Origin of the sequence: Streptomyces sp. L2 (assembly GCF_004124325.1) — a bacterium.
Classification (GTDB): Bacteria; Actinomycetota; Actinomycetes; order Streptomycetales; family Streptomycetaceae; genus Streptomyces.
In genome coordinates, this window is sequence record NZ_QBDT01000001.1 from 6,558,800 (window position 1) to 6,582,567 (window position 23,768).

Consider the following 23,768-nt stretch of genomic DNA (forward strand, 5'->3'; position numbering starts at 1 on the left):
TCGGTACGATCCCTTGTGCGCGCGCTCCTGGTATGGCGCCGCACCCCACCTTCAGTCAGGAGAGACCGGTGTCAGACGTCCGTGTGATCATCCAACGCGATTCCGAGCGGGAAGAACGCGTGGTGACGACGGGCACTACGGCCGCCGACCTCTTCGCGGGCGAGCGCTCGATCATCGCCGCGCGCGTGGCCGGCGAGCTGAAGGACCTCGCGTACCCGCTCGCCGACGGTGACGAGGTCGAGGGCGTCGAGATCACCTCCGAGGACGGCCTCAACATCCTGCGCCACTCCACCGCGCACGTCATGGCGCAGGCCGTGCAGGAGATCTTCCCCGAGGCCAAGCTGGGCATCGGCCCGCCCGTCAAGGACGGCTTCTACTACGACTTCGACGTCGAGAAGCCGTTCACGCCCGAGGATCTCAAGGCCATCGAGAAGAAGATGCAGGAGATCCAGAAGCGCGGGCAGAAGTTCGCCCGCCGCGTCGTCACCGACGAGGCCGCCCGCGAGGAACTGGCGGACGAGCCGTACAAGCTGGAGCTGATCGGCCTCAAGGGCTCCGCGTCCTCCGACGACGGCGCGGACGTCGAGGTCGGCGCCGGCGAGCTGACGATCTACGACAACCTGGACGCCAAGACGGGCGACCTGTGCTGGAAGGACCTCTGCCGCGGTCCCCACCTGCCCTCGACCCGCCTGATCCCGGCGTTCAAGCTGATGCGCAACGCCGCCGCCTACTGGCGGGGCAGCGAGAAGAACCCGATGCTCCAGCGCATCTACGGCACCGCCTGGCCGTCCAAGGACGAGCTGAAGGCGTACCTGGAGTTCCTCGCCGAGGCCGAGAAGCGCGACCACCGCAAGCTCGGCAACGAACTCGACCTGTTCTCCATCCCCGAGCAGATCGGCTCCGGCCTCGCCGTCTTCCACCCCAAGGGCGGCATCGTCCGCCGGGTCATGGAGGACTACTCGCGCCGCCGGCACGAGGAAGAGGGCTACGAGTTCGTCTACACCCCGCACGCCACGAAGGGGAAGCTCTTCGAGACGTCCGGGCACCTGGACTGGTACGCCGACGGCATGTACCCGCCCATGCAGCTCGACGAGGGCGTGGACTACTACCTCAAGCCCATGAACTGCCCGATGCACAACCTGATCTTCGACGCGCGCGGCCGCTCCTACCGCGAACTGCCGTTGCGCCTCTTCGAGTTCGGGACCGTGTACCGGTACGAGAAGTCGGGCGTCGTGCACGGCCTGACCCGCGCCCGCGGCTTCACCCAGGACGACGCGCACATCTACTGCACCCGTGAGCAGATGTCCGAGGAACTGGACAAGACGCTCACCTTCGTCCTCGGCCTGCTGCGCGACTACGGCCTGACCGACTTCTACCTGGAGCTGTCCACCAAGGACCCGGAGAAGTTCGTCGGCTCCGACGACGCCTGGGAGGAGGCCACGGAGACCCTCCGCCAGGTCGCCGAGAAGCAGGGCCTGCCCCTCGTCCCGGACCCGGGCGGCGCCGCCTTCTACGGTCCCAAGATCTCCGTCCAGGCCAAGGACGCCATCGGCCGCACCTGGCAGATGTCGACCATCCAGCTCGACTTCAACCTGCCCGAGCGGTTCGACCTGGAGTACACCGGCCCCGACGGCGCCAAGCAGCGGCCGGTCATGATCCACCGCGCCCTGTTCGGCTCCATCGAGCGCTTCTTCGCGGTCCTGCTGGAGCACTACGCGGGCGCGTTCCCGGCGTGGCTGGCACCGGTGCAGGCGATCGGCATCCCGATCGGCGACGGACACGTGGAGTACCTCCAGAAGTTCGCCTCGGCGGCGAAGAAGAAGGGCCTGCGCGTCGAGGTGGACTCCTCCTCGGACCGCATGCAGAAGAAGATCCGCAACGCCCAGAAGCAGAAGGTGCCCTTCATGGTCATCGCGGGCGACGAGGACATGTCGAACGGCTCGGTGTCCTTCCGCTACCGCGACGGCTCGCAGGAGAACGGCATCCCGTTCGACGAGGCCATCGCGAAGATCATGAAGGTCGTGGAGGAGCGGACCCAGGTCTGACCCCCGTCGTCCAGGGCCCCCGGGGATCACGTCCCCGGGGGCCCTTCGCCGTCCTCGGGGAGACCCGGCCCGTCCTCGCCCCGGGCGAAACGCTGGAGCAGCAGTGACGAGAACGAGCCCGTCACCGCGCCGAGCAGGGCGACGCCGCACAGCATCAGGCCCACCGCGATCAGCCGGCCCCAGAACGTCACCGGGGCGACATCGCCGTAGCCCACCGTGGTGAGCGTGGAGCAGGTCCACCAGACGGCGTCCCCGAAGGTCCGGATCGTCGCGTGCGGCGCGCCGCGCTCCTGGTGGTAGACGGACAGCGCCCCGGCGAAGCCGAGCAGGCCCGCGGACAGGCTCGTGTAGGCCATCACGCGCGCGTGCAGGCTCAGCCGCCGGTGGCCGTGCCGCCGCTCCACCGTCTCGTACGTGTGCACGATCCGCACCGGTCGCAGCAGGGGCAGCAGGACGACCGCGGTGTCCAGCAGATGGCGCCGGACGAACCGGGGTCCCTGGCCGCTGAGCCGCCAGCGCACGGCGTAGTCCAGGGCGAACAGCGCCCAGCAGGTGTACGCCAGCGACAGCAGCGTCACGTGTACGGCCCCGGGCAGGGCGTGGGCGAGGACGTGGACGGCGTAGGCGCCGAGGAAGACCAGCGAGGCGATGGCGAGGGGGATGTCCGTCCGTTCCTCCCAGCGCAGCTTGCGGCTGAACTCGTGCACCGGCTCGTCGTCCACCGTCCAAGCTTGGCCGGTGCCCGGCCTCCGCGCGCCCCGGCGACACGCCGCGAACGGGCGAAGCCATATGCTGCCTTGCATGACGCGTGAGCCGGAGCAGCAGATCGGAGTGGGGACGCAGGACGCGTTCCAGCGCCTGTGGACGCCCCATCGGATGGCCTACATCCAGGGCGAGAACAAGCCGAGCGGCCCGGGGTCCGGCGACGGCTGCCCCTTCTGCTCGATACCGGCCAAGTCCGACGAGGACGGTCTGATCGTCCGCCGCGGTGAGCACGTCTACGCCGTTCTCAACCTCTACCCGTACAACGGCGGCCACCTGATGACCGTGCCCTACCGGCACGTGGCCGACTACACCGATCTGACGGGCCCGGAGACCACCGAGCTGGCCGAGCTGACCAAGCAGGCGATGACGGCCCTGCGTACCGCCTCCGGCGCGCACGGCTTCAACATCGGCATGAACCAGGGCACGGTGGCCGGCGCCGGCATCGCCGCCCACCTCCACCAGCACATCGTCCCCCGCTGGGGCGGCGACACCAACTTCATGCCGGTGGTGGGCCACACCAAGGTCCTCCCCCAACTCCTGGCAGACACCAGAGAAATGCTGTCAGCCGCCTGGCCAAACAACTGACCCCACGACACCGCCCCTGAAAGGGGCGCGGGGCTGTGTCAACATGCGGCTCCGCCGCGTGGGCGCGACAAGCACTGCGAACCCCACAGCCAACGGCACGGCAGCGCCCCTGAAAGGGGCGCGGGGCTGTGTCAACATGCGGCTCCGCCGCGTGGGCGCGACAAGCACTGCGAACCCCACAGCCAACGGCACGGCAGCGCCCCTGAAAGGGGCGCGGGGAACTGCGCGACAAGCCCCCACTCACCCGCAGTCGAACGCGAACCCAGGCATCCCCCCAGACTCACCCGCACCAACAAACCGGTCGAACCGCCGGAGGCTCACGCGTCGTAGACGTCCGCCTTCCGCGGCGTAGGATCCTGCACCGCCCCGCTCAGGAACGCCGACCGCGTACCGAACTTCTCCGTGTTCACCCCGTTCTCGTCGAGGACGCGGATCGCCGCCGCGTGTACCACCCGCAGCACCGGCGTGGCCGCGCGCAGCGCGTCGTCGGCCATGAAGCGGTGCCGCCAGGGCTGGTCGGCCCAGGAGTGCCGCAGCCCGAACGGCTCGGGCAGGACGATGGAGCCGCCGAGCCAGTTCAGCGCGGGCGGGTACCAGGTCAGCGGGGCGCGCGCGGCGAGCCGTACCACCTCGTCGGTGCCGATCAGCGGCAGCGCGACCGTGCGGGTCTCCCAGGGCTTGAGGGACTTGGAGACCTCCTTGGTCGGCGCCTCCGGCTTGGTGGTGAACAGCGGGTTCACCGGGCCGAGGGCGTGACCGGTGACCTCGATGCGGAGCGTCTCGTGCAGCACGGTCACCGTGATCAGCATGGTGATGACCAGCTGCCCGTCCCACAGGGTCCACTGCACGCCCAGGTAGTGCCGGTCGCCGCTGCCGAACTGCTGCTTGTTGCAGATGTCCTGTATCGCGTGCGTCTTGACCTGGAACGCGTCGACGTCGGTGCCCTCGGGCCGGGACACGGCCTTGGCGTTCTCGCCGATCGGTGTGACGATCCAGTGCCGTATGGAGGGCCGGGGGAAGCCGCCGGTGTTCAGCGGGCCGCGCTCCAGCATGCGCAGCTGGTCGTGGATCGCCTTGATGACGTCCCAGCTGCGGAAGGGGTGGATCTCCCGGTCGGGGGCGGCCGGCACGAGGTCCTCGGCGAGCTGCCAGGAGCCCCAGCGGGTGCCCATGCCGAGTATGCCCTTGGGGCCGGCGTAGAAGACGGAGTTGGACTGCTGTTCGGCGCTGAGCCGGGCCAGTGACTGGCGCAGCTGTTCGGCGGCGGTCTCGCCGGGGCTGCGCGGCACGGCCTCGGGGACCTTGGCGCCGACGCTGGTGCCGGACAGCAGGCCGTCCCAGCGGGCGCGCAGGTCCCCGGCGGTGCGTTCGCAGATCTGTTTGGCCCAGAACCAGCCGAGGACGGGGACGACGACGGCCGCGCGCGCGTACCACCCCCAGAACCCGCCGAAGGGCATCTTCAGCAGGAAGAGGGCGGCGAGCACGCCGACGCCGAGGAGCAGGGCGGTGGCCAGCGTCCCGGCCCGCTTGTCGTCGCGTTTGGCGACGAGGGTGCGCAGCTGGAAGACGAGGAGCCAGCCCAGCATGCCGGGCAGGAAGAGCAGTCCGCAGAGCACGGTGACGGCGGTGAGCCGGTTGTCGCGTTCGCGGCGGATGTTGTTGGCGGCCAGGCAGTGCTCGACGACCACCTGGGGTTCGGCGCCGAAGGACTGGATGAGCGGTTTGCGGCCGGGGCCGAGCATGCGGTCGGCGACCGCGCGGGAGAACGCCTCGCCGAGGTTCGGCTTCAGCAGGTTCAGCCGGCCGGGCTTGACGGTCGACTCGTGCCATTCGTTGTCGGCCTTCTTGATCTCCTCGAAGGCGTTGTCCCGGTAGGCCGCCGACGCCAGCGCGAAGGTGGCCGCCTGGCCCTCGTCGCCGGAGACGGGCACCTGCGGCCCGTCCCACTCGGTTGAAAACGACATTCCCGCCCCCTCGCCGCCGGTGCTTCTGCGGCCTTCCCGACTTCCCCGCCCCGCACACCTGTTGACCGGTCCGTCGTACCGGTGTCGCACGAGTACGGCACCATCGCGGCACGACGTGATCAGGTGATCAGCGTATCCGCAGCCGCTGACAGTCCGTCGGCGGACGGCCGAAGCCGCCCGCCCACGGGACACATCAGGCCGCGCCCGGCTACGGGTTCTCGCCCGCCTGTTCGCGGATCCGTTCGGCGATCTGCGGCGGCATGGGTTCGTGCCGCGCGTAGGACCGGCTGAAGCGGGCGGTGCCGTGCGAGATCGACCGCAGGTCGACGGCGTACCGGCCGATCTCGAACTCGGGCACCTCGGCCCGTACGAGGGTGCGCCCCGAGCCCACCTGTTCGGTGCCGAGCACGCGGCCGCGCCGGCCGGACAGGTCGCTCATCACCGCGCCGACGTAGTCGTCGCCCACCAGCACGGACACCTCGGCGACCGGTTCCAGCAGGTGGATCCGGGTGTCCGCCGCCGCCTCGCGCAGGGCGAGCGCGCCCGCGGTCTGGAAGGCGGCGTCGGAGGAGTCCACCGAGTGCGCTTTGCCATCGAGCAGGGTGATCCGCACGTCCACGAGCGGGTAGCCGGCGGCGACCCCCTTGGCGGCCTGGGCGCGCACACCCTTCTCCACGGAGGGGATGAACTGCCGGGGCACCGCGCCGCCGACGACCTTGTCCACGAACTCGATGCCGGACCCGCCGGGCAGCGGCTCCACCTCGATCTCGCAGATCGCGAACTGCCCGTGCCCGCCGGACTGCTTGACGTGCCGGCCGCGGCCCGCCGCCTTGTGCGCGAACGTCTCCCTGAGGGAGACCCGGTGGGGTACGACGTCGACCTGGACGCCGTAGCGGCTGCGCAGCCGTTCCAGGGCCACGTCCGCGTGGGCCTCGCCCAGGCACCACAGGACGACCTGGTGGGTGTCCTGGTTCTGTTCCAGGCGCATCGTCGGGTCCTCGGCGACCAGCCGCCCGAGCCCCTGGGAGAGCTTGTCCTCGTCGGCCTTGCTGTGGGCCTGGATGGCGAGCGGCAGCAGCGGGTCGGGCATCTGCCAGGGCTCCATCAGCAGCGGGTCGTCCTTGGCGGAGAGGGTGTCCCCGGTCTCGGCGCGGCTCAGCTTGGCCACGCACACCAGGTCGCCGGCGACGGCGTGGGTGACGGGGCGCTGCTGCTTGCCGAAGGCCATGGACAGCGCGCCGGTCTTCTCGTCGACGTCATGGTCCTCGTGGCCGCGGTCGGCGAGCCCGTGCCCGGAGACGTGCACCGGCTGGTCGGGGCGCAGGGTGCCGGAGAAGACGCGGACCAGGGAGATGCGGCCGACGTAGGGGTCGGAGGAGGTCTTGACGACCTCGGCGACGAGGGGGCCGTCGGTGTCGCACGCCTTCAGTTCGCGCCGTTCGCCGTCGACGGTGGTGACGCCGGGCATCGGGTGCTCGAACGGGGTGGGGAAACCGCCGGTGACCAGTTCCAGCAGTTCGACGGTGCCGAGGCCCTGCCGGCCGCCGTCGGCGGCGGGGGCGGCGGCCAGCACGGGGAAGAAGGTGCCGCGCGCCACGGCCCGTTCCAGGTCCTCGACGAGCGTCTTGACGTCGACCTGTTCGCCGCCGAGGTAGCGGTCCATGAGGGTCTCGTCCTCGCTCTCGGCGATGATCCCCTCGATGAGCCGGTCGCGGGCCTCCGCGATGCCGGGCAACTGGTCCTCGCCGGGTTCGGACTCCTTGCGCTCGCCGGTCGAGTAGTCGAACAGGCGCTGCGAGAGCAGTCCGATCAGCCCGGTCACGGGCGCGTGCCCGTCGGGTCCCTGGGGGCCGTGCAGCGGCAGGTAGAGGGGGAGGACGGCGTCGGGGTCGTCGCCGCCGAACGCCTCCGCGCAGATCCGGGTCATCTCCTCGAAGTCGGCGCGGGCCGCCTCCAGGTGCGTGATGACGATCGCCCGGGGCATGCCGACGGCCGCGCACTCCTCCCACACCATGCGGGTCGAGCCGTCCACACCGTCCGAGGCCGAGACGACGAAGAGGGCCGCGTCCGCGGCGCGCAGACCGGCCCTCAGCTCCCCGACGAAGTCGGCGTATCCGGGGGTGTCGAGCAGGTTGATCTTGATGCCGTCCGACTCGACCGGCACCAGGGAGAGCTGTACGGAGCGCTGCTGCCGGTGCTCGATGTCGTCGTAGTCGGAGACGGTGCCGCCGTCCTCCACGCGGCCCGCCCGGTTCACCGCGCCCGCGGTCAGCGCGAGCGCCTCCACCAGGGTCGTCTTGCCCGCTCCGGAGTGGCCGACCAGCACCACATTCCGTACGGACGCGGGCCGGTCGGCCGTCAGAGCCCTGCCGGCGGCCCCGGGGTGGTGTGTCTGTGCCTTGTCGCCCATGATCCTGCCTCCCGTGCACGGTGAGGTCACTGTGGGCGCGGACGCACTGGCTCCGCGGCGGTGCGGCTCCGGCGACGCCCGCGGTCCTTCGAGCTTTCCACTCCCGTCACGCCCCGTCCATACGACGGACGCCGGCCGCGTCGCGCCCCGCCCGGGTACGGGGGACGCGGAGCGCCGCGTGTGCCGCCCCGTCCGGCGGCTTCGGGTGCCCGGCGGCCGGTCACGCGCGCGCGTGGCTACGATGGGCCAGCCAGTGGCCACCAGGGGCCGCGGCGACACCGACCGTCGGGAAGGCCATGCTGAACAAGTACGCGCGTGCATTCTTCACGCGTGTCCTCACGCCGTTCGCCTCGTTCCTCATCCGCAGAGGCGTCAGCCCCGACACGGTCACCCTCCTCGGTACGGCAGGCGTGGTCGCGGGCGCGCTGGTCTTCTACCCCATGGGTGAGTTCTTCTGGGGCACGGTCGTCATCACCCTGTTCGTCTTCTCCGACCTGGTCGACGGCAACATGGCCCGTCAGCTGGGCCGGTCCAGCCGCTGGGGCGCCTTCCTGGACTCCACGCTCGACCGGGTCGCCGACGGAGCGATCTTCGGCGGCTTCGCCCTGTGGTACGCGGGCCGGGGCGACGACAACCTGCTGTGCGCGGTGTCGATCTTCTGCCTGGCCAGCGGCCAGGTGGTGTCGTACACGAAGGCGCGCGGCGAGTCGATCGGGCTGCCGGTCGCCGTCAACGGGCTCGTCGAGCGGGCCGAGCGGCTGGTGATCTCGCTGGTCGCGGCCGGTTTCGCGGGCCTGCACAAGTTCGGTGTCCCGGGCATCCAGTGGCTGCTGCCGATCGCCTTGTGGATCGTCGCCGTCGGCAGCCTGGTCACGCTGGTCCAGCGGGTGGTCACGGTGCGCCGCGAGTCCGCCGAAGCGGAGGCGGAGGCCGAGGCGCAGGCGGAGGCCGAGGCGCAGGCAGAGGCGGAGGCCGGGGGAGAGCCGGGGGCGGCCGGGCAGGCGTCGCGGGGGAGTGAGGCGGCGAAGTGAGCACCGCCGAACGGCTCACCGACACGCTGTACGGGCTCGGCTGGAGCACCGTCAAGAAGCTTCCCGAGCCGGCCGCCGTGCGGCTGGGCACCACCATCGCCGACCTGGCTTGGAAACGCCGCGGCAAGGGCGTCCTGCGGCTGGAGGCGAACTACGCGCGCGTGGTGCCCGACGCCGGCCCCGAGCGGCTCGCCGAGCTCTCGCGCGCGGGCATGCGCTCCTACCTGCGCTACTGGATGGAGTCCTTCCGGCTGCCGGCCTGGAGCGCCGAACGGGTGCGCACCGGCTTCGACCCCAAGGACGTCCACCACCTCACCGACGGCCTCGCCTCCGACCGGGGCGTGATACTCGCCCTGCCCCACCTGGCCAACTGGGACCTGGCCGGCGCCTGGGTCACCACCGCGCTGGAGACGCCGTTCACCACGGTCGCCGAGCGCCTGAAGCCCGAGACGCTGTACGACCGGTTCGTCGCCTACCGCGAGGGACTCGGCATGGAGGTCCTCGCGCACAGCGGCGCCTCCGCGTTCGGCACGCTGGCCCGGCGGCTGCGCGACGGCGGCCTGGTCTGCCTCGTCGCCGACCGCGACCTGTCCGCGTCCGGCGTCGAGGTCGACTTCTTCGGCGAGCGCGCCCGGATGCCCGCCGGACCGGCGCTGCTCGCCCAGCAGACCGGCGCGCTGCTCCTGCCGGTCACCCTCTGGTATGACGACTCACCCGTCATGCGGGGACGCGTGCATCCCCCGATCGAGGTACCCGAGTCAGGTACGCGGGCCGAGCGGACGTCTGTCATGACACAGGCGCTGGCCGACGCCTTCGCCACCGGGATCGCCGACCATCCGGAGGACTGGCACATGCTCCAGCGGCTGTGGCTCGCCGACCTCGATCCGGCGAAGGGACCCTCGTGAGAATCGGGATCGTCTGCCCGTACTCCTGGGACGTGCCCGGCGGCGTCCAGTTCCACATCCGCGACCTCGCCGAGTACTTCATCCGCCTCGGCCACGAGGTGTCCGTGCTCGCCCCGGCCGACGACGACACCCCGCTGCCGCCGTACGTCGTCTCGGCGGGACGCGCGGTCCCGGTGCCGTACAACGGCTCGGTGGCCCGGCTGAACTTCGGGTTCCTGTCGGCCGCGCGGGTGCGCCGCTGGCTGCACGAGGGCAAGTTCGACGTGATCCACATCCACGAGCCGACCTCCCCGTCCCTGGGCCTGCTGAGCTGCTGGGCCGCGCAGGGGCCCATCGTCGCGACGTTCCACACGTCCAACCCGCGCTCGCGCGCGATGATCGCCGCCTACGCCATCCTGCAGGCGGCCCTGGAGAAGATCAGCGCGCGGATCGCGGTGAGCGAGTACGCCCGCCGCACCCTGGTCGAGCACCTCGGAGGGGACGCGGTGGTCATCCCCAACGGCGTCGACGTCGACTTCTTCGCGAAGGCCGAGCCGAACCCCGACTGGCAGGGCGACACCATCGGCTTCATGGGGCGGATCGACGAGCCCCGCAAGGGCCTGCCCGTCCTGATGCGGGCCCTGCCGACGATCCTCGCCGCCCGTCCGGGGACCCGGCTGCTGGTCGCAGGGCGCGGCGACGAGGAGGAGGCCGTCGCCTCGCTGCCCGCCGAGCTGCGCCCGCGCGTGGAGTTCCTCGGCATGATCAGCGACGAGGACAAGGCGCGCTTCCTGCGCAGCGTCGACCTGTACGTGGCGCCCAACACCGGCGGCGAGAGCTTCGGCATCATCCTGGTCGAGGCGATGTCGGCGGGCGCCCCCGTCCTCGCCTCCGACCTGGACGCGTTCGTCCAGGTGCTCGACCAGGGCGCGGCCGGCGAGGTCTTCGCCAACGAGGACGCGGACGCGCTCGCCGACGCGGCCGTACGCCTCCTGGAGGACCCGGCGCGGCGGGCCGAACTGCGCGCGCGGGGCAGCGCGCACGTCCGTCGGTTCGACTGGTCGACGGTGGGCGCGGACATCCTCTCGGTCTACGAGACGGTGACCGCCGGAGCGGCGGCGGTCGCCACGGACGAACGGGGCCCGGGCCTGTGCGCCCGCTTCGGCCTGGCCCGGGACTGACCGCCGGGACCGCCCCGCCGGGACGGGGCGAGGGCGTGACCGGCGCCCCGTCCCGCCCCGGTAGCCTTGCCGCCCGTGACCGCAACCCTCATCTGGATCCTCGTCGCGCTCGTGGCCATCGGGGTGTACCTCAGCTGGACGGCCGGGCGGCTGGACCGGCTGCACGTGCGGATGGACGCCGCGCGGGCCGCGCTCGACGCCCAGCTGCTCAGGCGGGCCTCCGTGGCGCAGGAGCTGGCGACGTCCGGGGTGCTCGACCCGGCCGCCTCGATCGTGCTGTACGAGGCCGCGCACGCCGCACGGCAGGCCGAGGAGGAGCACCGGGAGGTGGCGGAGAGCGAGCTGAGCCAGGCCCTGCGGGCGGTGTTCGAGGACCCGCGCCAGGTGGAGTCCGTCCGGGAGGCCCCGGGAGGCGAGGAGGCGGCCCGTGAGCTGGCCGAGGCGGTCCGCAGGGTCCCCATGGCCCGCCGCTTCCTGAACGACGCCGTGGGGGCCGCCCGCAGGCTCCGCGAGCACCGCAAGGTCCGCTGGTTCCGGCTGGCCGGCCACGCCCCGTTCCCGCTGGCCTTCGAGATGGACGACGAGCCCCCCACAGCCCTGGCGGAACGCGCCACCTGAGCCGCTGACCGCGTCGCCTGAGCCGCCTGACCGGGCCGCTGAGCGCCCTGGCCGCCTCGCCTGGGCCGCCTGGCCGCGCGGCGCGGCCTGAGCCCTCTGACCCGGGCTGCTGCCTGAGCCCCTGACCACGTGGCCTGAGCCCGCTGACCGCGCCCCTTGAGTCCCCCTCCCCGCGCCGCCTGTGCCCCTGACCGGCCACGGTGCGCAAAACGATCCACCGGCTTGTCATTGGCCCTTGCTGTGGCCTGGTCCTCTCGCGTTTCCTCGGTGGTGCAGAAAACCCTCTTTTCCCACCAGTGAGGTCACCCGTGTCCACCACCGAATTCCAGGCTCCCGAGACCGGCACCGCCCGTGTGAAGCGCGGTATGGCCGAGCAGCTCAAGGGCGGCGTGATCATGGACGTCGTCACGCCGGAGCAGGCGAAGATCGCCGAGGACGCGGGCGCCGTCGCCGTCATGGCGCTGGAGCGGGTCCCGGCCGACATCCGCAAGGACGGCGGCGTGGCCCGCATGTCCGACCCCGACATGATCGAGGGCATCATCGAGGCCGTCTCGATCCCGGTCATGGCCAAGTCCCGCATCGGTCACTTCGTCGAGGCCCAGGTGCTGCAGTCCCTCGGTGTCGACTACATCGACGAGTCCGAGGTCCTCACCCCGGCCGACGAGGTCAACCACTCCGACAAGTGGGCCTTCACCACCCCCTTCGTGTGCGGCGCCACCAACCTCGGTGAGGCCCTGCGCCGCATCGCCGAGGGCGCGGCCATGATCCGCTCCAAGGGCGAGGCCGGCACCGGCAACGTCGTCGAGGCCGTCCGCCACCTGCGCCAGATCAAGGGCGAGATCGCCAAGCTCCGCGGCTGCGACAACAACGAGATCTACGCCGCCGCCAAGGAGCTGCGCGCCCCGTTCGAGCTGGTCAAGGAGGTCGCCGAGCTCGGCAAGCTGCCGGTCGTGCTGTTCTCCGCCGGTGGCGTGGCCACCCCGGCCGACGCCGCGCTGATGCGCCAGCTCGGCGCCGAGGGCGTCTTCGTCGGCTCCGGCATCTTCAAGTCCGGCGACCCGGCCAAGCGCGCCGCCGCCATCGTGAAGGCCACCACCTTCTACGACGACCCGAAGATCATCGCGGACGCGTCCCGCAACCTCGGCGAGGCCATGGTGGGCATCAACTGCGACACCCTGCCCGAGGCCGAGCGCTACGCCAACCGCGGCTGGTAGTCCCCTCATGCCGAACGAAGTCCCTGTCATCGGCGTCCTGGCCCTCCAGGGCGACGTACGGGAGCACCTCGTCGCCCTGGCCGCGGCCGACGCCGTGGCCAGGCCGGTCAGGCGCCCCGAGGAGCTCGCCGAGGTCGACGGCCTCGTGCTGCCCGGCGGCGAGTCCACGACGATCTCCAAGCTGGCCGTCCTCTTCGGCGTGATGGAGCCCCTCCGCGCGCGCGTGCGCGACGGCTTGCCCGTCTACGGCACCTGCGCCGGCATGATCATGCTCGCCGACAAGATCCTCGACCCGCGCTCGGGCCAGGAGACCGTCGGCGGGATCGACATGATCGTGCGCCGCAACGCCTTCGGCCGGCAGAACGAGTCCTTCGAGGCCGCGGTCGACGTCCGGGGCGTCGAGGGCCGTCCTGTGGAGGGCGTCTTCATCCGCGCCCCCTGGGTGGAGTCCGTGGGCGCCGCGGCCGAGGTGCTCGCCGAGCACGACGGCCACATCGTCGCGGTCCGCCAGGGCAACGCGCTCGCCACGTCGTTCCACCCGGAACTCACCGGCGACCACCGCGTGCACGGCCTCTTCGTCGACATGGTGCGCGCGAACCGGACGCGGCAGTCCTAGTAGGATTCTGGGCGTCGAGACAGAGTTTGGTTACGCGAAGGAGACAGGCAGATGTCCGGCCACTCTAAATGGGCCACGACGAAGCACAAGAAGGCCGTGATCGATGCCAAGCGCGGCAAGCTCTTCGCGAAGCTGATCAAGAACATCGAGGTCGCCGCGCGCATGGGCGGCGTCGACCTGGAGGGCAACCCGACGCTCTTCGACGCCGTTCAGAAGGCCAAGAAGCAGTCGGTGCCGAACAAGAACATCGACTCCGCGATCAAGCGCGGCGGCGGCCTCGAGGCCGGCGGCGCCGACTACGAGACGATCATGTACGAGGGCTACGGCCCGAACGGTGTCGCGGTGCTCATCGAGTGCCTCACCGACAACCGCAACCGCGCCGCCTCCGACGTCCGCGTCGCCATGACCCGCAACGGCGGCTCCATGGCCGACCCGGGCTCGGTGTCGTACCTGTTCAACCGCAAGGGCGTCGTCATCGTCCCCAAGGGTGAGCTGACCGAGGACGACGTCCTCGGCGCCGTCCTGGACGCGGGCGCCGAGGAGGTCAACGACCTCGGCGAGAGCTTCGAGGTGCTCAGCGAGGCCACCGACATGGTCGCGGTCCGCACCGCCCTCCAGGACGCCGGGATCGACTACGACTCCGCCGAGGCCAACTTCGTCCCGACCATGCAGGTCGAACTGGACGAGGAGGGCGCCAAGAAGATCTTCAAGCTGATCGACGCGCTGGAGGACAGCGACGACGTGCAGAACGTCTTCGCCAACTTCGACGTCAGCGACGAGGTCATGGAGAAGGTCGACGCGTAACGCGGCCGAGGGCTGCGCGGGTCTCACGGGCCGACGGGACACCCCGTCGGCCCGTCGCCGTGCCGGGCGCGCGCCGTGCCGGGCACGGTTGCGGGGCGTTGTCAGTGGCAGCCGATAGCCTGCACGAACAGGCGGTCGACGGGAGGGGACAGCGGTGCGGGTGATGGGGGTGGACCCGGGTCTGACGCGGTGCGGCGTCGGAGTGGTCGAGGGTGTCGCCGGCCGGCCGCTGACCATGCTCGGCGTCGGGGTCGTCCGCACGCCCGCGGACGCCGACCTCAGCCACCGGCTGCTCGCCGTGGAACAGGGTCTCGACGCCTGGCTCGACGAGCACCGCCCCGAGTTCGTCGCCGTGGAACGCGTCTTCAGCCAGCACAACGTGCGCACGGTCATGGGCACCGCCCAGGCCAGCGCCGTCGCCATGCTGTGCGCAGCCCGGCGGGGCATCCCGGTCGCCCTGCACACCCCCAGCGAGGTCAAGGCCGCCGTCACCGGCAGCGGCCGCGCCGACAAGGCCCAGGTCGGCGCGATGGTCACCCGGCTGCTCAGGCTCGCCGCGCCCCCCAGGCCCGCCGACGCCGCCGACGCCCTCGCCCTCGCCATCTGCCACATCTGGCGCGGCACCGCCCAGAACCGGCTGCAGCAGGCCGTGGCGCACAACCGCCTCCAGCAGGCCGTCGCCCGGCACACCGCCCATCCCACGAAAGGCCGTACGGCATGATCGCCTTCGTCAGCGGCACGGTCGCCGCACTCGCCCCCGACGCAGCGGTCGTCGAGGTCGGCGGCGTCGGCATGGCCGTCCAGTGCACCCCGGACACCCTGTCCACGCTCCGTCTCGGACAGCCCGCGAAACTCCACACCTCCCTCGTCGTCCGCGAGGACTCCCTCACCCTGTACGGCTTCGCCGACGACGACGAGCGCCAGGTGTTCGAGCTGCTGCAGACGGCCAGCGGAGTCGGCCCCCGCCTGGCCCAGGCGATGCTCGCCGTGCACAGGCCGGACGCCCTGCGCCGCGCCGTGGCCACCAGTGACGAGAAGGCCCTCACCGCCGTCCCCGGCATCGGCAAGAAGGGCGCCCAGAAACTGCTCCTGGAACTGAAGGACCGGCTCGGCGAACCCCTCGGCGCCCCCGCGGTCGGCGCCCCCGTCACCCAGGGCTGGCGCGACCAGCTGCACGCGGCGCTCATCGGCCTCGGCTACGCCACCCGCGAGGCCGACGAGGCCGTCACCGCCGTCGCCCCCCAGGCCGAGGCCGCCGGCGGCACCCCGCAGGTGGGGCAGCTGCTGAAGGCCGCCCTGCAGACCCTGAACCGCGCCCGCTGACCCCCCCGACGATCGAGGCACACTCCATGAACTGGGACGACACGACCGGCACTCCCGCCCCCGAGCGGCTGGTGGGCTCGGTCGCCGACCGGGAGGACCAGGCCGTCGAGGCCGCCCTGCGCCCCAAGGACCTCGGTGAGTTCATCGGCCAGGAGAAGGTCCGCGAACAGCTCGACCTCGTCCTGCGCGCCGCCCGCGCCCGCGGTGCCACCGCCGACCATGTGCTGCTGTCCGGCGCGCCCGGCCTCGGCAAGACCACCCTGTCGATGATCATCGCCGCCGAGATGGGCGCGCCCATCCGCATCACCTCCGGCCCCGCCATCCAGCACGCCGGCGACCTCGCCGCGATCCTCTCCTCCCTCCAGGAGGGCGAGGTCCTCTTCCTCGACGAGATCCACCGCATGTCCCGGCCCGCCGAGGAGATGCTGTACATGGCGATGGAGGACTTCCGCGTCGACGTCATCGTCGGCAAGGGCCCCGGCGCCACCGCCATCCCCCTCGAACTGCCCCCGTTCACCCTCGTCGGCGCCACCACCCGGGCCGGCCTGCTGCCGCCCCCGCTGCGCGACCGCTTCGGCTTCACCGCGCACATGGAGTTCTACGAGCCGCGCGAGCTGGAGCGCGTCGTGCACCGCTCGGCCGACCTCCTCGACGTGGAGATCCGCCCCGACGGCGCCGCCGAGATCGCCGGCCGCTCCCGCGGCACGCCCCGCATCGCCAACCGCCTGCTGCGCCGGGTCCGCGACTACGCGCAGGTCAAGGCGGACGGCGTGATCACCCGCGAGATCGCCGCCGCCGCCCTCGCCGTGTACGAGGTGGACGCGCGCGGCCTCGACCGCCTGGACCGGGGCGTGCTGGAGGCCCTGCTCAAACTGTTCGGAGGCGGCCCGGTCGGCCTGTCCACCCTCGCCGTCGCCGTGGGGGAGGAGCGGGAGACGGTGGAGGAGGTCGCCGAACCGTTCCTCGTCCGCGAGGGGCTTCTCGCCCGCACACCGCGCGGCCGGGTGGCCACCCCCGCGGCGTGGGCCCACCTCGGCCTCACCCCGCCCCGCCAGGCCGGCGGCGGAAACGGACAACAGGACCTGTTCGGGGCGTGACGGCTTCGTAACGGCGCGGGATTGGCCGGACCAGGAACCCTGGTGCCATGCTGAGCGTTGTTCCATGCGCGTGGACTCGCTTAGACTCCGCCGATGCCGCCCTTGCGGGCGGCACCGGCACACCCCCATCCAACAGGCCGCTCACCGCGCGGTCGCGCGAAGGAAATTCCGTCCTGTGAATATCTTGACCCTTCTCCCGTTCATCGTGCTCATCGCCGCCATGTTCCTCATGACGCGCTCCGCCAAGAGGAAGCAGCAGCAGGCCGCCTCCATGCGGAACGAGATGCAGCCCGGCTCCGGCGTGCGCACAATCGGGGGAATGTACGCCACGGTCAAGGAGGTCAGCGAGGACACGGTCCTCCTCGACGCCGGACCGGGCGTCGAACTGCTCTTCGCCAAGAACGCGATCGGCGCCGTCCTTAGCGACGACGAGTACAACCGCATCGTCCACGGCGTCGAGCACGACCTGAAGTCCGACGCCGACCTCGTCCCGGACGACGCCTCCTCCCTCACCGAGCCGCTCACCGGGACCGACGAGTCCGACGCCGCTGCCGCCGCCTCCGACGACAAGCCCGTCGACTTCGGTAAGAAGGACCCCGCCGAGGACAAGGCCGGGGACAAGGCCGCCGACGCCGACAAGGCCGACGTGACCGAGGCCGCCGACACCACGGCGGACGAACAGCCGAAGAAGACCGACGGCGACTCCGACGCGAAGTAGGCACGCCCCGGGGGACGCGGCGCGCCCCGCTCGCGCCCCGCGTTCCCCGAGTGCGTCTGTTTCCCGCCGGGGAGCCCGACACCATGTCATGGCCGACCGCGCCGACCGGGCGCGGGGCGGCCCGAGAGGGAGTACGAGAAGGTGGCAGCACCTAAGAGGGGCCGGAGCGCGAGCGCCCAGAGCAAGCCAGGGCGCTCACTGGCCTTCATCCTGATCGCCATCGTGGCGCTCACCGGGGGAATGTTCCTCGCCGGAAGCACCACGCCACGCCTCGGCATCGATCTTGCCGGTGGTACGAGCATCACGCTCAAGGCGAAGGCCGACCAGGGGTCGGCGATCAACAAGGCCAACATGGACACCGCGGTCGACATCATGAACCGCCGTGTCAACGGTCTTGGCGTCTCCGAGGCGGAGGTGCAGACCCAGGGGAACGACCACATCATCGTCAACATCCCCAAGGGCACCAACTCCAAGCAGGCCGTGCAGCAGGTCGGCACCACCGCCAAGCTGTACTTCCGCCCCGTCCTGGCGCAGGGGCCCAGCGGCCCCGCCTCTCCGAGCCCCTCTCCGAGCGCCTCCTCCACCGGCAAGACGTCGCCCAGCCCGTCGAGCAGCGCCTCGTCGAAGTCCGGCGAGAAGGCGTCCTCGTCCTCCACCGCGTCCCCGAGCAGCAGCACCGGCACGCAGGGCCGCGCGGTCACCGACGCCCTCAAGGCCGACGCCAAGAAGTCGCCCACTCCGTCGGGCAGCGCCTCGTCGACGCCGAAGACCTCGCCCAGCCCCTCGGCCTCCGGCGGCACCTCCGCCGACGTGGCCAAGCTCCAGGCCGTGTACGCGACGCTGGACTGCACCAAGCCCGACGAGCGGGCCAAGGTCGTCCAGAACACCAAGCCCAGTGACCCCATCGTGGCCTGCGGCGAGAACGACAAGGTCTGGTCCAAGTACATCCTCGGCCCGGCCGCCGTGGACGGCACCGAGGTCAAGAAGGCCAGCGCGGTCTTCGACACTCAGGGAGCGTCCGGCTGGCAGGTCCAGATGACGTTCACCGGCACCGGGTCGAAGAAGTTCGCGGACATCACCGGCCAGCTCGCCCAGAAGCAGGGCGTGCAGACCGAGTTCGGCATCGTCCTCGACGGTGACGTCGTCTCCAGCCCCACCGTCCACGAGTCCATCACCGGCGGCCAGGCGGAGATCTCCGGCAGCTTCACCCAAGCGGAGGCGCAGAGCCTCGCCAACGTGCTGTCGTACGGCGCCCTGCCGCTCTCCTTCCAGAAGGAGACCATCACCACCGTCACCGCCGCGCTCGGCGGCGACCAGTTGCACGCCGGCCTCCTCGCCGGTGCGATCGGCCTCGCGCTGGTCGTGATCTACCTGGTGGCCTACTATCGCGGCCTGTCCCTCGTCGCGATGGCCTCGCTGGCCACGTCCGCCGCCCTCACCTACGTGCTCATGTCGCTGCTCGGCCCGGCCATCGGCTTCGCGCTGAACCTGCCGGCCGTCTGCGGTGCCATCGTCGCCATCGGTATCACCGCGGACTCGTTCATCGTGTACTTCGAACGCATCCGGGACGAGATCCGCGAGGGCCGCACGCTGCGCCCGGCCGTGGAACGGGCCTGGCCGCGCGCCCGGCGCACCATCCTGGTCTCCGACTTCGTGTCGTTCCTCGCCTCCGCCGTGCTGTACATCGTCACCGTCGGCAAGGTGCAGGGCTTCGCGTTCACGCTCGGTCTGACCACCGTGCTCGACATCGTCGTGGTCTTCCTGTTCACCAAGCCGCTGATGACGCTCCTCGCCCGCCGCAAGTTCTTCGCCGACGGGCACAAGTGGTCCGGACTCGATCCGAAGAGTCTCGGTGCCAAGCCTCCGCTGCGCCGTACCCGCCGCCCCGCCGGTCCCGCCGCCGGCCCTGTCGACCCGAAGGAGGCGTGAGCGATGTCGAAACTCGGCAACCTCGGCGCTCGACTGCACCGCGGCGAGATCAGCTACGACTTCGTCGGCAAGCGCAAGATCTGGTACGGCGTCTCGATCCTGATCACCATCACGGCGATCGTCGGCCTGGCGGTGCGCGGACTGAACCTGGGCATCGAGTTCCAGGGCGGCGCGGTCTACACGACGCCGCAGCACATGAGCGTCTCCGTGGCCCAGGCCGAGGACTTCGCGCACACCGCCTCCGGCCAGGAGGCGATCGTGCAGAAGCTCGGCAACGGCAGTCTGCGCATCCAGATCGCCGGCATCGACACCGGCAAGTCCGACCAGATCAAGCAGGAACTGGCCAAGGACCTGAAGATCGACTCCGACAAGCTCGCCGCCGACCTGGTCGGCCCGAGCTGGGGTGAGCAGATCGCCAACAAGGCCTGGGAGGGCCTCGGGATCTTCATGGTCCTCGTGGTGATCTACCTGGCGATCGCCTTCGAGTGGCGCATGGCCGTCGCCGCCCTCGTCGCGCTGATCCACGACATCACGATCACGACCGGTATCTACGCCCTGGTCGGCTTCGAGGTCACCCCCGGCACGGTCATCGGTCTGCTGACCATCCTCGGTTACTCGCTCTACGACACGGTCGTCGTCTTCGACAGCCTCAAGGAGCAGACCAAGGACATCACCAAGCAGACCCGCTGGACCTACGCCGACATCGCCAACAAGTCCATCAACGGCACCCTGGTGCGGTCCATCAACACCACGGTCGTCGCGCTGCTGCCGGTGGCGGGCCTGCTGTTCATCGGCGGTGGCTTCCTCGGCGCCGGCACGCTGAACGACATCTCCCTGTCGCTGTTCGTCGGTCTCGCGGCCGGTGCCTACTCGTCGATCTTCATCGCCACGCCGCTCGTCGCGGACCTCAAGGAGCGCGAGCCGCAGATGAAGGCCCTGCGCAAGCGGGTGCTGGCCAAGCGGGCGCAGGCCGCGGCCGAGGAAGAGATGGTCGAGGCCCGCTCCGGCGGCGTCGCCGGCTCCGGCGGCGACGAGGACGACGCGGCGCCCGCCGTGGTCGGCCCGCGCAACCAGCCCGCGTCCCGTGGGCGCGGCCGTGGCGGCCGTCCCTCGGGGAAGCGCCGATGACCGACATCAAGGAGCTGCTGCTCAGCCGGATCCGCGATGTGGCGGACTATCCGGAGCCGGGAGTGATGTTCAAGGACATCACTCCGCTGCTGGCCGACCCGCCGGCGTTCACCGCGCTCACGGACACCCTGGCAGGGATCGCGGCGGACAGCGGTGCCACCAAGGTCGTCGGGCTGGAGGCGCGCGGGTTCATCCTGGGCGCACCGGTCGCCGTCCGGGCGGGCCTGGGCTTCATCCCCGTCCGCAAGGCCGGCAAGCTGCCCGGGGCGACGCTGCGCCAGGCGTACGAGCTGGAGTACGGGGCGGCGGAGATCGAGGTGCACGCGGAGGATCTGGCGGCCGGGGACCGGGTGCTGATCGTCGACGACGTGCTGGCCACGGGTGGTACGGCGGAGGCCGCGATCCAGCTGATCCGGCGGGCCGGTGCCGAGGTGTCCGGGCTCGCGGTCCTGATGGAGCTGGGGTTCCTGGGCGGGCGCGGGCGGCTGGCCGCGGCGCTCGGCGGGGCGCCGCTGGAGGCGTTGCTGCAGGTCTGAGCGGTAGGCGAAGCCGGGGCGCGGTCTCGGCCTCGGCTTCGCCTTCGGCCGCGTTTCGTCTCCCACCCGTACCACCCGTGCGGCTTTCGTCGTCGGGTGCGGGTGGCCCTCGTGGGACGCCCTCACCGTCGGCGGCCGTGCGTCCGCTCCGGGCCCCGGAATCCGGCGGTCGCGTGTCCGGTTCGGGGCTTCGGAATCCGGTGGTCGGCCCCCGTGTTGCACAGGTAGACGGTCCTCACGTCTGGCTGGACGCGATGGTGAGGCGGAGGATCGCTACCATGGGGTCTCCGGAGCCTGACCGGGGGACCCGGATCGTGCACGAGGAGCCCTCTTGCCAGACGAGGCCCAGCCACTGACCGCCGCCAAGCCCGAGTCCGCCTCGGGCCCCGCGGCCAAGCCCGCGCCGGACGCGCACAGCGCCAAGAGTGCGACGAACGACGCACGCGGGCCGGTGAAGCACGCCCCGTCCGCGCCCGTCGAGAAGGCCGCCGAGGCCGCCCGCCCCAAGCCGGCGCCGCCGGCCCCGCCCGCCGTACGGCAGCCCGCCGGCCAGCCCGCCCGCAGCGGCTCCTCCAACCGCGTCCGCGCCCGCCTCGCCCGCCTCGGCGTGCAGCGCGCCAACCCGTACAACCCGGTCCTGGAGCCGCTGCTGCGGATAGTGCGCAGCAACGACCCGAAGATCGAGAACGCCACGCTCCGGCAGATCGAGCGGGCCTACCAGGTCGCCGAGCGCTGGCACCGCGGGCAGAAGCGCAAGAGCGGCGACCCGTACATCACGCACCCGCTCGCGGTCACCACCATCCTCGCCGAGCTGGGCATGGACCCGGCCACGCTGATGGCTGGCCTGCTGCACGACACCGTCGAGGACACCGAGTACGGCCTGGACGACCTGCGCCGCGACTTCGGTGACGTGGTCGCCCTCCTCGTCGACGGCGTCACCAAGCTGGACAAGGTCAAGTTCGGCGAGGCCGCGCAGGCCGAGACCGTGCGCAAGATGGTCGTCGCGATGGCCAAGGACCCCCGCGTCCTGGTCATCAAGCTCGCCGACCGCCTGCACAACATGCGCACCATGCGCTACCTCAAGCGCGAGAAGCAGGAGAAGAAGGCCAGGGAGACCCTGGAGATCTACGCCCCGCTGGCGCACCGGCTGGGCATGAACACCATCAAGTGGGAGCTGGAGGACCTCGCCTTCGCGATCCTCTACCCCAAGATGTACGACGAGATCGTGCGGCTCGTCGCCGAGCGCGCCCCCAAGCGGGACGAGTACCTGGCCATAGTGACCGACGAGGTCCAGGCCGACCTGCGCGCCGCCCGCATCAAGGCGACCGTCACCGGCCGCCCGAAGCACTACTACAGCGTCTACCAGAAGATGATCGTCCGCGGCCGTGACTTCGCGGAGATCTACGACCTGGTGGGGATTCGTGTACTCGTCGACACGGTCCGCGACTGCTACGCGGCCCTCGGCACCGTGCACGCGCGATGGAACCCGGTCCCCGGCCGGTTCAAGGACTACATCGCGATGCCCAAGTTCAACATGTACCAGTCGCTGCACACGACGGTCATCGGCCCCAACGGCAAGCCCGTCGAACTGCAGATCCGCACCTTCGACATGCACCGCCGCGCCGAGTACGGCATCGCCGCGCACTGGAAGTACAAGCAGGAGGCCGTCGCCGGCGCCTCCAAGGTCCGCTCCGACGCGCCGAAGAGCAGCGGCAAGGACGACCACCTCAACGACATGGCGTGGCTGCGCCAGCTCCTCGACTGGCAGAAGGAGACCGAGGACCCCGGCGAGTTCCTGGAGTCCCTGCGCTTCGACCTGTCCCGCAACGAGGTCTTCGTCTTCACGCCCAAGGGCGACGTGATAGCGCTGCCCGCCGGCGCCACCCCGGTGGACTTCTCGTACGCCGTGCACACCGAGGTCGGCCACCGCACCATAGGAGCCCGGGTCAACGGGCGTCTCGTACCGCTGGAATCCACCCTGGACAACGGCGACCTCGTGGAGGTCTTCACGTCCAAGGCGGCCGGTGCGGGGCCGTCCCGCGACTGGCTGGGCTTCGTGAAGTCGCCGCGCGCCCGCAACAAGATCCGGGCCTGGTTCTCCAAGGAGCGCCGAGACGAGGCGATCGAGCAGGGCAAGGACTCCATCGTCCGCGCGATGCGCAAGCAGAACCTGCCGATCCAGCGCATCCTCACCGGCGACTCGCTCGTCACGCTCGCGCACGAGATGCGCTACTCCGACATCTCCGCGCTGTACGCGGCGATCGGCGAGGGCCACGTCTCCGCGCAGAACATCGTGCAGAAGCTCGTCCAGGCCCTCGGCGGCGAGGAGGCCGCCACCGAGGAGATCGACGAGACGGTCCCGCCGGCCCGCGGGCGGAGCCGCAAGCGCCGCTCCAGCGCCGACCCGGGTGTCGTCGTCAAGGGCGTCGAGGACGTGTGGGTGAAACTGGCCCGCTGCTGCACGCCCGTCCCCGGCGACCCCATCATCGGCTTCGTCACGCGGGGTAGCGGTGTATCGGTTCACCGCACCGACTGCGTCAACGTGGAGTCGCTGTCCCGCGAGCCGGAGCGCATCCTCGAGGTCGAATGGGCGCCCACCCAGTCCTCGGTGTTCCTCGTCGCGATCCAGGTCGAGGCCCTGGACCGCTCCCGGCTCCTCTCGGACGTCACCCGGGTCCTGTCCGACCAGCACGTCAACATCCTCTCCGCGGCCGTCCAGACCTCCCGCGACCGGGTGGCCACCTCCCGCTTCACCTTCGAGATGGGCGACCCCAAGCACCTGGGACACGTCCTGAAGGCGGTCCGAGGGGTGGAGGGCGTGTACGACGTCTACCGCGTCACCTCGGCGCGCAGCCGGTCGTAGAGGCAAGCGACCGCGCGAGACGCCCACGCGAGACGCGCACGCGAAAAGGCCCCGTAC

General features: G+C 71.1%; 20 protein-coding genes. 17 read left to right on the forward strand and 3 right to left on the reverse strand.

Going from position 1 to position 23,768, the window contains the following annotated elements; translation table 11 throughout:
• The first annotated feature begins 68 nt into the window (after window positions 1-68).
• Entirely contained in the window at window positions 69-2,045 is a 1,977-nt protein-coding gene (gene thrS, locus DBP14_RS29450; protein ID WP_129310209.1) for a threonine--tRNA ligase, read from the forward strand.
• Window positions 2,046-2,071: 26 nt separating this feature from the next.
• Here thrS and DBP14_RS29455 read toward each other — a convergent pair whose 3' ends face one another.
• On the reverse strand, window positions 2,072-2,767 hold the full coding sequence (locus tag DBP14_RS29455; protein WP_241741066.1) for a potassium channel family protein: 696 nt from the start codon (window positions 2,765-2,767) through the stop codon (window positions 2,072-2,074).
• Between the two features lie 67 nt (window positions 2,768-2,834).
• On the opposite strand from DBP14_RS29455, the gene DBP14_RS29460 reads away from it, so the two are divergent.
• Window positions 2,835-3,395 (forward strand): HIT domain-containing protein, encoded by a 561-nt coding sequence (locus tag DBP14_RS29460; RefSeq protein ID WP_129310213.1) that lies wholly within the window; start codon window positions 2,835-2,837, stop codon window positions 3,393-3,395.
• Window positions 3,396-3,712: 317 nt separating this feature from the next.
• Here DBP14_RS29460 and DBP14_RS29465 read toward each other — a convergent pair whose 3' ends face one another.
• Complete coding sequence (locus DBP14_RS29465; protein WP_129310215.1) at window positions 3,713-5,359, reverse strand: hypothetical protein; 1,647 nt, start codon at window positions 5,357-5,359, stop codon at window positions 3,713-3,715.
• A gap of 208 nt (window positions 5,360-5,567) precedes the next feature.
• Entirely contained in the window at window positions 5,568-7,769 is a 2,202-nt protein-coding gene (locus DBP14_RS29470; protein ID WP_129310217.1) for an elongation factor G-like protein EF-G2, read from the reverse strand.
• Between the two features lie 296 nt (window positions 7,770-8,065).
• Between DBP14_RS29470 and pgsA the strand changes: the two genes are divergently transcribed.
• From pgsA to relA, 15 genes are all read left to right on the forward strand, one after another.
• Window positions 8,066-8,800, forward strand: a complete 735-nt coding sequence (pgsA, locus tag DBP14_RS29475; protein WP_129310218.1) for a phosphatidylinositol phosphate synthase — start codon at window positions 8,066-8,068, stop codon at window positions 8,798-8,800.
• The gene (locus DBP14_RS29480) at window positions 8,797-9,705 is read left to right on the forward strand and encodes a phosphatidylinositol mannoside acyltransferase (protein ID WP_129310220.1); all 909 of its coding nucleotides are present in this window, start codon (window positions 8,797-8,799) and stop codon (window positions 9,703-9,705) included. The genes pgsA and DBP14_RS29480 overlap by 4 nt, the downstream gene beginning before the upstream one ends.
• Window positions 9,702-10,865, forward strand: a complete 1,164-nt coding sequence (locus tag DBP14_RS29485) for a glycosyltransferase family 4 protein (protein WP_129310222.1) — start codon at window positions 9,702-9,704, stop codon at window positions 10,863-10,865. Before DBP14_RS29480 ends, DBP14_RS29485 begins: the two co-directional genes overlap by 4 nt.
• A gap of 75 nt (window positions 10,866-10,940) precedes the next feature.
• Window positions 10,941-11,483 carry a hypothetical protein gene (locus tag DBP14_RS29490; RefSeq protein ID WP_129310224.1) on the forward strand — a complete coding sequence of 181 codons (543 nt, stop codon included), beginning with the start codon at window positions 10,941-10,943 and terminating at the stop codon, window positions 11,481-11,483.
• 308 nt (window positions 11,484-11,791) lie between these two features.
• On the forward strand, window positions 11,792-12,697 hold the full coding sequence (gene pdxS, locus DBP14_RS29495; protein WP_129310226.1) for a pyridoxal 5'-phosphate synthase lyase subunit PdxS: 906 nt from the start codon (window positions 11,792-11,794) through the stop codon (window positions 12,695-12,697).
• A gap of 7 nt (window positions 12,698-12,704) precedes the next feature.
• Window positions 12,705-13,313, forward strand: coding sequence for a pyridoxal 5'-phosphate synthase glutaminase subunit PdxT (gene pdxT, locus DBP14_RS29500; protein WP_129310228.1), 609 nt, complete (start codon window positions 12,705-12,707; stop codon window positions 13,311-13,313).
• A 51-nt stretch (window positions 13,314-13,364) separates the two neighbouring features.
• The gene (locus tag DBP14_RS29505; protein ID WP_129310230.1) at window positions 13,365-14,117 is read left to right on the forward strand and encodes a YebC/PmpR family DNA-binding transcriptional regulator; all 753 of its coding nucleotides are present in this window, start codon (window positions 13,365-13,367) and stop codon (window positions 14,115-14,117) included.
• A 154-nt stretch (window positions 14,118-14,271) separates the two neighbouring features.
• Complete coding sequence (gene ruvC, locus DBP14_RS29510) at window positions 14,272-14,838, forward strand: crossover junction endodeoxyribonuclease RuvC (protein WP_129310232.1); 567 nt, start codon at window positions 14,272-14,274, stop codon at window positions 14,836-14,838.
• Entirely contained in the window at window positions 14,835-15,440 is a 606-nt protein-coding gene (ruvA, locus tag DBP14_RS29515; RefSeq protein WP_129310234.1) for a Holliday junction branch migration protein RuvA, read from the forward strand. Before ruvC ends, ruvA begins: the two co-directional genes overlap by 4 nt.
• A gap of 26 nt (window positions 15,441-15,466) precedes the next feature.
• On the forward strand, window positions 15,467-16,537 hold the full coding sequence (gene ruvB, locus DBP14_RS29520) for a Holliday junction branch migration DNA helicase RuvB (RefSeq protein WP_129310235.1): 1,071 nt from the start codon (window positions 15,467-15,469) through the stop codon (window positions 16,535-16,537).
• Between the two features lie 175 nt (window positions 16,538-16,712).
• Window positions 16,713-17,255, forward strand: coding sequence for a preprotein translocase subunit YajC (gene yajC, locus DBP14_RS29525; RefSeq protein WP_129310237.1), 543 nt, complete (start codon window positions 16,713-16,715; stop codon window positions 17,253-17,255).
• Window positions 17,256-17,396: 141 nt separating this feature from the next.
• On the forward strand, window positions 17,397-19,184 hold the full coding sequence (gene secD / locus DBP14_RS29530) for a protein translocase subunit SecD (RefSeq protein WP_206739377.1): 1,788 nt from the start codon (window positions 17,397-17,399) through the stop codon (window positions 19,182-19,184).
• 3 nt (window positions 19,185-19,187) lie between these two features.
• Window positions 19,188-20,312 (forward strand): protein translocase subunit SecF, encoded by a 1,125-nt coding sequence (gene secF / locus DBP14_RS29535; RefSeq protein WP_129310241.1) that lies wholly within the window; start codon window positions 19,188-19,190, stop codon window positions 20,310-20,312.
• A complete protein-coding gene (locus tag DBP14_RS29540; RefSeq protein WP_129310243.1) occupies window positions 20,309-20,848 on the forward strand; it encodes an adenine phosphoribosyltransferase in 540 nt (179 codons plus the stop codon). Before secF ends, DBP14_RS29540 begins: the two co-directional genes overlap by 4 nt.
• A 331-nt stretch (window positions 20,849-21,179) precedes the next feature.
• On the forward strand, window positions 21,180-23,711 hold the full coding sequence (gene relA, locus DBP14_RS29545) for a GTP pyrophosphokinase (RefSeq protein WP_129310245.1): 2,532 nt from the start codon (window positions 21,180-21,182) through the stop codon (window positions 23,709-23,711).
• The last annotated feature ends 57 nt before the right edge of the window (window positions 23,712-23,768 follow it).

Bases quoted from the DNA above. Each gene is read 5' to 3' on its own strand.
- DBP14_RS29460 (WP_129310213.1), top strand. From the start codon at position 2,835: ATGCTGCCTTGCATGACGCGTGAGCCGGAGCAGCAGATCGGAGTGGGG.
- DBP14_RS29465 (WP_129310215.1), bottom strand. From the start codon at position 5,359: ATGTCGTTTTCAACCGAGTGGGACGGGCCGCAGGTGCCCGTCTCCGGC.
- DBP14_RS29470 (WP_129310217.1), bottom strand. From the start codon at position 7,769: ATGGGCGACAAGGCACAGACACACCACCCCGGGGCCGCCGGCAGGGCT.
- pgsA (WP_129310218.1), top strand. From the start codon at position 8,066: ATGCTGAACAAGTACGCGCGTGCATTCTTCACGCGTGTCCTCACGCCG.
- pdxT (WP_129310228.1), top strand. From the start codon at position 12,705: ATGCCGAACGAAGTCCCTGTCATCGGCGTCCTGGCCCTCCAGGGCGAC.
- DBP14_RS29505 (WP_129310230.1), top strand. From the start codon at position 13,365: ATGTCCGGCCACTCTAAATGGGCCACGACGAAGCACAAGAAGGCCGTG.
- ruvA (WP_129310234.1), top strand. From the start codon at position 14,835: ATGATCGCCTTCGTCAGCGGCACGGTCGCCGCACTCGCCCCCGACGCA.
- ruvB (WP_129310235.1), top strand. From the start codon at position 15,467: ATGAACTGGGACGACACGACCGGCACTCCCGCCCCCGAGCGGCTGGTG.
- secF (WP_129310241.1), top strand. From the start codon at position 19,188: ATGTCGAAACTCGGCAACCTCGGCGCTCGACTGCACCGCGGCGAGATC.
- DBP14_RS29540 (WP_129310243.1), top strand. From the start codon at position 20,309: ATGACCGACATCAAGGAGCTGCTGCTCAGCCGGATCCGCGATGTGGCG.